Here is a 7,742-nt window from a genome sequence, read left to right as displayed (position 1 = left end):
ACGAGCATACAGTATCTTCTTCGGCCAGTTGGCTGTATCTGGCCAATAGCCAGATCATGTTACAACGAATCGAGACTTATTGCCAAATATGATTTCCCAACATGTTCTAAAAAAGCGATTGCGTCATCGAATGTAATATTTTCTGGTAAAATTAGTTTTTTGATTTTACCTTGTAATTCATCTTCATATTCCCTCCAATTGTTAGAAAAATGAGACTTTAACTTATATAAAATATTCTCTACAGATGAAGCAAAAACATTTTCCCATTGCATTTGTCTTAGCGTAGCTACCATACCTAGTAATGGATATAGAGATTTTATAAGTTCTATGCTATACTTTTGTCCATAGTAAAACCCATAGGTTTTCATAAAATTATTAAACTGTTGTTGTGTTAATTTAATATCATGCTCTTTTTTAATTAGTATCATTTGTCCGTATTCTTGTTCAAGGCCAGTAATGGTACCACCAACGGGTTGTTGCCTAGACGCGCTTCCAGTTATTTTAGATGTATGGTTAATAATTTCTGAAACAGAAATATACTTAGAGTCGTTTTCTTTGAGGAAATTAATTAGAGAATTACTAAAGGGACTTCCTTTGCCTTTAATACCGTCAGACACCTTTTCCTCTCTTCCAGATGATAGATACCAACGCGATTTTGATTTATCAAGTTTTTCGTAGAAAGAACTAGCAATATCTACTGATCTAGTTTTTGTCAGAAAAGTGCCAGAAAAACAAGAGTCAGAAACGAGAAATATATGCTTAGCATTAATATCTTCAATTTTGTCTTTTATTGTGGAGTTAGGGATATAATCGCTTTCAGATAATGCTGCATCTACAGGCACCCAGTATCCTTTTTTAGTGTGAGGATTCATTGATCCATGCCCTGCGAAATATATTATTAAATTATCTTCTTTGTCCGTGATAAGACTTATTTCACTTAATTTATCGATTATGTTCTTTCTTGTAGCTGCTTCGTCAAATAATGGATCTAATATCAATTGAAAATTATATTTCTCTGTCAATACATTTATTAAGTTTTGACAGTCGAAAATAGAATTACCTAGAACAGCGTGTGTAGTCTCCTCATATTTATCAATTCCAATGACAAATAAATAATTAATTCTCTCTTTCAAATTAAACACAGCCATACTATTTATTTGTAGTTGATTCGACGATTGCGATTTCCTCTTCTGTCAACCTATAAAATCTGTAAACCATTCGGTCAATCTCTGCTTCTAATACGGAGGTATCAGCGGTTGAGTTGGTAGATTTTAACGTTAGAATTTGATTTACTACACTCTCCAAAAGCGATTGTTCTTCTTGGATTATAGATGGGATTGGAACTTGTCTCATATAAATTCCTTGTAGGGTCAAAGCTCCACCTTGTATTTTAGGAGTGATTTGGTTTAAGAAGAACCAAACCACTTTTGCATTAATAATGCCTAACAGAAACAGGTTAGCATCTGGTATTACAAAAAGTGTTTTGTTTGGATATATGCCCGCATAGTCATAACTAAAAGCTTGGTAAGTCGATATTTCTTGGAAGAATATTTTGGGCTTTTGGAATTCGCTATAATAATCAACGGCATCTTGTATTTCATACCACGCGTAAGAGCCTTTTTTTCTGCCTTTCCATTCGCCTTTCCAATCTTTCGGGCAAGGTATCAATCGCTCTTTAAATTGTTCTAAATACTTTAGTATAGATGGGTATTCGTTTATAGAGATACCGCGGCGTGTAAATATTAAGTACTTGTCTGTCTTAGGCATCTGATATCGCTTTATATCCCGTCCTCCGAGGAATGGCTTAATAATTTCACTATTGCGAGCGTCTTCAGCTATTAACTTGTTTTTCGTATCGATATCAATTATAAAGGCTTCGTTAAATCCTGTCTTAATGCCATAATACATTTTGCCGTCTATGTACTTGCCGAGGGTCATGCCTGTTGTTCGCAGTTTGGCCATAAGTTGTTGAGTGGCAAAGTCGGTTAATAACCAACCCTCATCTTGCAAGCTCTCGTTCCTTAAATCTAAACTTTCAGATTCAATGTAATCTGACAGCCCATTTATGAATTTTAATGTTTGAATCTGAATAAATTTAAATTTTACAGGGTGGATACTATTTCTGATACTTAGAATACTTGGATACGTAGTCGCTTCCTCGAAGACAGGTAAATCACCAAAATCGGCAATTTGTTGAATGGATAACGTTTTTAGCCATTTGCGTAAATTGATGCCATAACCGGCTCTCATCCATTTGTTCGGTATGATAAAAGTGAACTGACCATCAGGTCGTAGAATCCGTAAGCCATGCTCAACAAACATGACGTATAAATCAGCTGTACCCGCGTACGTTTTCGGAAAGTCCTTTTTCAACAGAGTCTTTGATTCGCCTAACTCTTCTTGCCGGATATAGGGCGGGTTACCGATAATCGCATCGAACCCTACAAAGTCCCCTTTTTCGTTCAGGACTTCGGGAAACTCGAACCGCCATTCAAACGAGTTACGGTACAAGGCGTTATTCTCAATATCAGCAATTTCATTTCCCGCCTGTTCAATTAGTTTTTCGTACCGCTTTTTTTCAGATTCAATCACTTTTGGGTCTTTAATGCTGTCGAAAATGCTAAGTTCGCTATCTAATAAAATACGTTCACCTCGAAGTTTAGCTAACTTTTTTCGGCGTGGATCACGATTGTAGACGGTTTCGCGGAATTGGCTTTTTATCTCGTTGATGAAGCGTTGTAGCTCTGCTTTAGCATCTTTGGTCTTTGCTTCTTTGTAGGCCGTTACAGCGTCTTTGTAGGTGCGTAGACTGAATCTCTGCTTTTTGAATACATCGCTCAGGTCTTCTGTCAGATTGAACTTGCTGAGCAGGCTGTTTCCCTGCTTGATGTTTATGTCGATGTTTGGCAAAGTTTCCAGTTCGGTAAAGACAGACTCATCGGTATAGTAAGCGTTTTTGAGCAACTCAATCCAGAGCCGTAACCGGCAAATCTTGACCGAGTTGGGGTTTATGTCTACACCGAAGAGGCAGTTTTCGATAATGGTCTGCTTTTCGTGGAACAGCGTCTTTTGTACCCGTTGGCGTTCAGCAGTTGGTTTACCCGTTGCTTGTAACACGTACTGAAACGGGGTTTCGTCCTCATCCTGTACAATCAGTTCATCGTTCAGGATACTTATGGTATAATCCTTTATCCGCTTACCGTTTGCATCCTGAAAGATGCCCAGGTCAGACTTTACGGCAATCAGTTCATTCAGGGCTGATACCAGAAAGTGACCCGATCCTACGGCGGGGTCGCAGATTCGGATCTCGTTGATGAGCGTGTTGGCTTCTGCCCGATCAAGGTCTTTGTTTTCGAGGTCGGCAAAGTCCTTGCAATCCCAGCGTTTAACATCGTTGAATTTCTGGACTACTGCTTTACGGATGGTTTCCCGGCACATATACTCAGTAATGAAACCGGGCGTATAGAACGAACCGTCTTTATAGCCGTTAATCTTCTCAAAGATCAATCCTAGAACACTAGCATTGATTAGCGTCCGGTTCTTCTCCTGAATCACTTCCCGGCTCTCTGATGCAAAATCGTAGGCGTCCAGGAAGGCGAACAGGTAAGCCAGTGTACTAACCTCTTTCGTGTTTTTATAGATTGAGTTATCGCTTAATACGCTGTTGCGTAGTATTGGCAGCTTCAGTCCATTGTCGAGCTGGTTAACGCCTATACTGTCGTTTTCTAACTCCGTTGTCTCAAACAGCGAACTGTTCAGGTAGGGCACCCGGCCAAACTTGGCCTGAATTGATGCCTGTCGTTCGGACGGTTTACGGGCTAACACCCGAAAGAATAGTTTATTAAGTTCGTCAAAATCGGGTATCTTATCCCGGTTCAGAAAGGTATAGTCTTTGTTGCCACCATGATAATTAACCAGCTGTGACTCCAGCAACTTCAGAAAGAGAATCCGGTTAACCCACGTGATACACAATTCCAGCCCTACACTGAACAGTTGGTCTTCGGTGGTTGCTCCGTACTGGCTCCGGTCGTGAAGCTGATAAAGCTTGCCCGATGAGTCCAGTTCAATTATGGCCATTTCGAGTAATGACCCTTCATCCCGCTTGCTCGCTTCTTTGCGCCTAATCACTTTCTTACCCCCCTCTTTGACCTCTTCCAGACCGATAAGGTGTAGGAGTTCAGAATAAAATTTAGGGTTTAGTCGGTTGCTATCGGTAGCCGGTGGCAACTTCAGCAGGTGCGTAGGTGATAGTATTTTGTAGAGCGATAGTAATGCCTTGTCGTTTAGTTTATCCTCATCGGCTACTATTTTCTGGTAGTCCCTTATGTCAAAATATGTAAAGGGTATTTCGTCGGTGAGTTCAGTTAGAAAGGGTTTTACGATCTCATTATAGAACAGGTCATTGTTGCGGCTAACCTTTTGCCCCGATGCCCATGCTTTGTATTCTTTGAACAGGTGCGCGTTACGGTAGAACAGTCGGTCAATCAAAGCCGCGTCAAAGATGAACCACTCAAACACGTTGGTAATGACACAATGTCGAATGTCGCTGTTTTGGGAGCGTTGCCGTTCTTGAAAGTAGTACAGCAACAGTTCATGAAAGGCTTTGACATTGAGGTTTTGCCGGGTTATCATTTCCCCTTTGTTAGCCGGACGCTTTACCTCAAAGAGTACCCCGGCCTGAGTCGTGGCATCTTTGCCTAAGTGAATGACAAAATCTGTTTTGCCTTTTGGCGCTACTACATGAGCATCCCGGTAGTAGACTTCTTTCAAGAAGTCCATCAAATGATCTTTTACGTTTTCCTCGCTTTCCTTCTCGTTGATGAGGGGTAAAAGCTTTAGGTAACTGGTTTTGAATCGCTCAATCTGTTCACGGGTAGCGGGTTGGAGCCGATAGGCTTTGTCGAGGGATTCGGTGGGGGTACGGGCCGTAAGAAACATCTGTGTATCTTTAAGAACAGCAAGTAACGAACCGTTTGACAGCCTAACAAATGAATCAGGGTAAATAGAATAATGAGTTATGATGCTACCATTTAATTACCCGTATGGCATCTTCTTTAAAGATTTAGGTTAATAATAAGACATGTTACACCTTATCATGGGACGAATTCCAACCTTTCGGAGCAATTTTAACGATCTGAGAAAACTTACCTTAGCCAATCTCAAACAGCTTGGTTATGTGGTTAGCCGGAGTAGGTGTTCAGGTTCAGTCAGATGGACCCGTAACGGGGAAACAATAGGGACAATTAGCGTTACTGTTGATTTACTGTGGGACAACTGCGTTGAGTTGGAATACACCTATAATAGCGAAGAGCAGATGAAGTACAAAATAGAATTGGTACAACTGCCGAGCAACTTAGGAAAGGGCAACGTATGGTACTTTGTTTGCCCCCTGACAGGTAAACGTTGCCGGACACTGTACCAGGTCGGTAGATATTTTGTGTCCCGTAAAGCACTTCAGGGAGCACTATACGAAAGTCAGACGTATTCAAAACAATACCGTCAGATAGCAAGGGTGTGCGGCCCTTATTACAAACTAAGGGAGGCCCTGGAGAAACTTGATAAGCCGTACGCCAAAATGTTTTACCGGGGTAAGCCTACACCTATAGCTCGAAGAGTGTTCAAATGGCAACGACTTAACGGCATCTATAACAGTGGGGGAACATTGCGCATAGACAAATATCTGTAAGGTCCTCCTTTATAAGTTAGAGTTGAGACCACATCTTAATAAAGACTGCTACGATAATGGCTAAATCAAAAAAAATACACTAAGCCGAAAGGGTTAAATAAGAATCTTGTTATAATCAACTATCTCGTGGACAATGCCAAACATAATTCCCCAACACGTTTTAAATGTATACTACAGCCAGAACTGACTTATATTATTTGTTGGGTAAACATTTCTTGGTAAAATTTTTGCGCTAAGTCAAATTCTTTAAAATCTACAAAGTATCCAACTCCTTCAGCGAACGGCATATTTTCAATGGCATGTTTAGCAAGTAGAAATTCTAAAATTGATTTATGTGCAAACTTATATCTACCGAAACTATCTCTATTTAGCAGTGATCTACCTTTTAATTCTAACTCTGATAAACTTATTGAGAAGTCACTTGCTAACAGAGATAAATCTTCAACGTATATAAATAAACCATTTCTATTAATTCTATTGTTAAAAATATTTAATGCAACTACTTTTGAGAATAAATCCATATCCTTTATGAATTTATCCCTTCTCTCTAATGAAGTTCTGTATGCTTCTCGCATTATCCATTTCTCAATTAACTTTGCGTATACATCGACCGAGGTTAAATATATACTTTTGTATTTCAATTGCTTAAGATTCGAAACATTGAATGGTACGATCAAATCATCAATATAACTTAGTAGCATTGGTCTAACAATTAAATTAGGCGATAATTTCACTAATTTTTTTGCCTGCCTTCTTTTAATCCAATTAAATATGTTCCAGCTTGGGTATTTTTTTCTTAAATACATTTTGACATCTTTATCGTCGAAAGGTGATAAATACATTTTTTTAAAATAGTGGCTAGTATCGTGATTTAGGCTATATCTATAGACACCCGTTCGGTGAGGTTCTTCCTTCTCACTAGGAAAAAATTGAGTTCTACTTGTTAAAACTATGGCTCTAAAGCCGCGTGTTTGACGAAGTATATCCTGTAATCTTTCTTCATAATCTAAACCTGCTTTAGGATCTTCATCAAAAGCATCTAGAAAAAGTAATGTATTTTTTTGCTGATTAGAATCAATTTTCTGCCATTCATTATCAGCTTGAGGGTTCCCTAGCGGAACGAGTAAAATTTTGTATTTTTTGAAAAATCTTCTCTGGTATCTTATGAATAAGTTTATTAGAAATGTTGATTTACCCATGCCAGAATCAGCTAAAAGTAAATAATACCTATGTGCTTCTGAATCATCAATAAATGCCCGTTTTAGGAAAAAAGACATCATATTTTCTTTAGCTGTCGAAGCATATGCATAGCTTGGCTCATGCTCATCCCCCGGGGATATATTTTGAAATTTTGTTAAAATATAATTTTGCCTAGCCTCTTTTACAACTATTTTTTCTATTAACGGAAATAAATCTACCTGTGCTCTTCTAGTTTCAATCCATAAAAGTATATTTCTAATTATTTTCACACCTAAAGGGATTACTCCACTGCAAAATATTAGGAGTAAAGTAATTTTAATTAATTTTGTAGAAACTTCATACTTGTAAATGTGTAACCATTCTTTTATGGAATCACTTATGAGGTCAATTAGATTTTCCATTTTATCTTTAAATAGACACTGTAGGAGAAGTTGTAAAGATTTATATTCACTTTTTTAATGACTCTTTCCAATCATTTATCTTCTTTTTAGTATACTGCTCAAGCCTTCCATCAGGCTCTAATTGTGTTCTGACCTTCAGTAAACCCCATTTGCTCAAGTGCCGGTACGAAACCGGTTAGAACACTAAAAAGCTTTTCTACCTTAATCTTAAAATCTAATATGTTGACGTTTGATTGTATTAGCTTTTGCACTGCCGAATTAACATTGACTAATGCTTCGGCTTCTTGTGGAAAATCAATTCAAATAAAGGTACTTCCATAGCATCTGCTATTTCTTATAACTGCCTTATACTAAATCAAATTCAATAAGTCGTATCTTTGGTTATGGATTACGCTACTAAAATCAGCCAGACCGTTGACGAACTGCAACAGCTTGAAAAACAGCAGACTAATGTC

3 protein-coding genes are annotated in these 7,742 nt (G+C 38.5%); all 3 read right to left on the bottom strand.

Going from position 1 to position 7,742, the window contains the following annotated elements:
• Positions 1-59: 59 nt before the first annotated feature.
• The 3 genes from FH603_RS27270 to FH603_RS27260 all read right to left on the bottom strand — a co-directional run bounded on the left by FH603_RS27270 (position 60) and on the right by FH603_RS27260 (position 7,287).
• Positions 60-1,148 (bottom strand): caspase family protein, encoded by a 1,089-nt coding sequence (locus tag FH603_RS27270; RefSeq protein ID WP_186742361.1) that lies wholly within the window; start codon positions 1,146-1,148, stop codon positions 60-62.
• 1 nt (position 1,149) lies between these two features.
• Entirely contained in the window at positions 1,150-4,938 is a 3,789-nt protein-coding gene (locus tag FH603_RS27265) for a class I SAM-dependent DNA methyltransferase (protein WP_186742359.1), read from the bottom strand.
• 936 nt (positions 4,939-5,874) lie between these two features.
• Positions 5,875-7,287, bottom strand: coding sequence for an NACHT domain-containing protein (locus FH603_RS27260; protein WP_186742357.1), 1,413 nt, complete (start codon positions 7,285-7,287; stop codon positions 5,875-5,877).
• Positions 7,288-7,742 lie beyond the last annotated feature (455 nt).

This window comes from Spirosoma utsteinense (assembly GCF_014282275.1).
Lineage (GTDB): Bacteria > Bacteroidota > Bacteroidia > Cytophagales > Spirosomataceae > Spirosoma > Spirosoma utsteinense.
The sequence above is the reverse complement of the archived record's forward strand: the minus strand, read 5'-3'. Positions and strand labels throughout refer to the sequence as shown.

What these genes read in the sequence shown, in the direction of transcription:
- FH603_RS27270 (WP_186742361.1), bottom strand. Translation starts at nt 1,148, where the DNA reads ATGGCTGTGTTTAATTTGAAAGAGAGAATTAATTATTTATTTGTCATT.
- FH603_RS27265 (WP_186742359.1), bottom strand. Translation starts at nt 4,938, where the DNA reads ATGTTTCTTACGGCCCGTACCCCCACCGAATCCCTCGACAAAGCCTAT.
- FH603_RS27260 (WP_186742357.1), bottom strand. Translation starts at nt 7,287, where the DNA reads ATGGAAAATCTAATTGACCTCATAAGTGATTCCATAAAAGAATGGTTA.